At 71.6% G+C, this 1,826-nt stretch carries 1 protein-coding gene; it reads left to right on the top strand.

The annotated features are described in order from the left end of the window. The first annotated feature begins 176 nt into the window (after positions 1–176). Positions 177–1,691 carry a 2,3-bisphosphoglycerate-independent phosphoglycerate mutase gene (gene gpmI, locus Q0112_RS00005; RefSeq protein ID WP_297970008.1) on the top strand — a complete coding sequence of 505 codons (1,515 nt, stop codon included), beginning with the start codon at positions 177–179 and terminating at the stop codon, positions 1,689–1,691. The last annotated feature ends 135 nt before the right edge of the window (positions 1,692–1,826 follow it).

Here is a 1,826-nt window from a genome sequence, read left to right on the forward strand (position 1 = left end):
CTATACTTAACATCATGATTTCAAAGAAATTCGTCGGGTTAAAATTTCCTTGACGGGATTTCCGGGGCCGAATCCGCGGGTGCGTGCCGGCCTTCGCGGCGGCGGAGCGGGCGGGTTTGCCAAGCCGCGCGGGGCGGGATAAAAGCGCGTGCCGGCGAGGCGGGAGAGGATCTGCGATGCGGCCAGTCGTGCTCTGCATTCTGGATGGCTGGGGCATCAGCCCGCGGCGCGAGGGCAACGCGGTGGCGCTGGCGGCGACGCCGAACTTCGACCGGATCTGGCAGGACTGCCCGCATGCGACGCTCGCCGCGCATGGCCCCGACGTCGGGCTGCCGGAGGGGCAGATGGGCAACTCCGAGGTCGGCCATACCAACATCGGCGCCGGGCGGGTGGTCTGGATGGACCTGCCGCGCATCGACAATGCCATCGCCGACGGGAGCTTCGCGAAGAACGAGGCGCTCGCGGCCTTCGTCGCGGCGCTGGCCGAGAGCGGCGGGACGGCGCATCTCGCCGGGCTCGCCTCGCCCGGGGGGGTGCATTCGCACCAGCGGCACATCGTCGCCGCGGCCGAGGCGATCGCCGGTGCCGGCGTACCGGTGGCGGTGCACGCCTTCCTCGACGGCCGCGACGTGCCGCCGAAGAGCGCACTCGGGCAGGTCGCCGCGCTCGAGGAGGCGCTGCCCGAAGGGGCGCGCATCGCGACGGTCTCGGGGCGGTTCTATGCGATGGACCGGGACAAGCGCTGGGAGCGCGTGAGCCAAGCGGTCGAGGCCATCCTGCATGCCGAGGGAGAGCGGGCGGAGAGTGCGGGGGCGGCGATCGAGGCGGCCTACGAGCGGGGCGAGACGGACGAGTTCGTGCTGCCGACGGTGATCGGCGACTACCGCGGGGCGGCGGACGGGGACGGGCTCCTCTTCGCCAACTTCCGCGCCGACCGGGCGCGGCAGATCCTCGAGGCGCTGGTCGATCCGAAGTTCGACGGCTTCCAGGTGGTCGGGCGGCCGAAATGGGCGGCGGTGCTCGGCATGGTGCAGTATTCCGAGGCGCTCGACGCGCTGATGCCGGCGATCTTCCCCTCGCTCGACATCGCGAACACGCTCGGCGCCTGGGTGGCGGGCAAGGGACTGAAGCAGTTCCGCGTGGCGGAGACGGAGAAGTATCCGCACGTCACCTTCTTCCTGAACGGCGGGGTGGAGGAGCCGGCCGAGGGCGAGGTGCGCTACATGGCGCCGAGTCCGAAGGTCAGGACCTACGATCTGCAGCCGGAGATGTCGGCGGCGGAGGTGACCGAGCATCTGGTGGCGGCGATCCGCTCGGGCGACTATGCGCTCGTCGTCGTCAACTATGCCAACCCGGACATGGTCGGGCATACCGGCCTGCTCGAGGCGGCGATGAAGGCGGTCGAGGCGGTCGACGCCGGGCTCGGGCAGGTGCTCGCGGCGGTCGGGGAGATGGGCGGCGCGATCCTCGTGACCGCCGACCACGGCAACTGCGAGGTGATGATCGATCCCGAGAGCGGTGGGCCGCACACGGCGCATACGCTGAACCCGGTGCCGGTCGTCCTCGTCGGCGGGCCGGAGGGGGCGCGGCTGCGCGACGGGCGGCTCGCCGATCTCGCCCCGACGCTGCTCGAGCTGATGGGGCTCGAGCCGCCGCCGGAGATGGACGGGCGGAGCCTGATCGTCCGCTGATGCCGCTCGCCCCACGCTCCGCGCTGCTGCTCCTCGCCCTCGCCTGGCCGCTGCCGCTCTTTGCCGCCAGGCTGGCGGCGGGATCGGGCGGCGGGCTGCTCGTAGCGCTCGCCGCGCAGCTCATCGCGCGCCAGC

The organism is uncultured Amaricoccus sp. (genome assembly GCF_937858865.1).
GTDB lineage: Bacteria > Pseudomonadota > Alphaproteobacteria > Rhodobacterales > Rhodobacteraceae > Amaricoccus.